The 673-nt window shown below is 38.2% G+C and carries 1 protein-coding gene; it reads right to left on the bottom strand.

Translation table 11 applies throughout. The annotated features are described in order from the left end of the window. Positions 1-248, bottom strand: a 248-nt coding sequence (locus tag ABN217_RS19540) for a sigma factor (protein ID WP_502935140.1), incomplete at its 3' end; no start/stop codon positions are given. Between the last annotated feature and the right edge of the window lie 425 nt (positions 249-673).

The following is a 673-nucleotide window of genomic DNA, read 5'->3' as shown; positions in this document are numbered from 1 at the left end:
TTAGCTGTATTGACAGCAATACGATACAACCATGTATAAAATGCACTATCATCACGAAACGAGCCAATCGCACGATAAGCTTTGATGAAAGACTCCTGAGCAACATCAGGCACATCAGCTTGAGGTACGTAACGGGAAACTAAACTTGCAACTTTGTGCTGATATTTAATCACCAACAAGTTGAAAGCTTTTTGGTCCCCCTTTTGGACTTTTTCGACCAACATCTGGTCTGTCAGTTGCTCGCTCATTCCTGGGAAAATCTCCCGAACTCAGGCTGTAAATTTGTTAAATTGATCATCACTCCCTTCCTAAAGCAAGCATAACTTTGAGTAATAAAAATAGATGAAGTTCAATTTAATGCATAAAATTAGTAAAAAACTTACAATAAAAGTCGTTTCTCACTGATAAAGGATCCTTGCGATCCGCAGAAAATCACTTTAAAACCATTTAGGTAGCATACCGCTTTATCAATATATACTCAAAATAATTCGAGAGGTAGATAGATGACGCGTAGCCGTAATCACTATGCCTTTAATGAAAAGCCCTGCAATGTGAATTATCGTGAGTATAAGTACATCAGCAATATTAATTAAGCATCAACGTACCCGCCCCAAAAATCGCCTGAGTCTGCTGCATAAACTCAGCATACTTGCGTTTATCAAGCAATGAACGT

It is taken from the genome of Proteus sp. fly-1067, from assembly GCF_040139345.1.
Taxonomy (GTDB): domain Bacteria; phylum Pseudomonadota; class Gammaproteobacteria; order Enterobacterales; family Enterobacteriaceae; genus Proteus; species Proteus vulgaris_B.
This window is presented reverse-complemented; position numbering and strand designations above follow the sequence as displayed.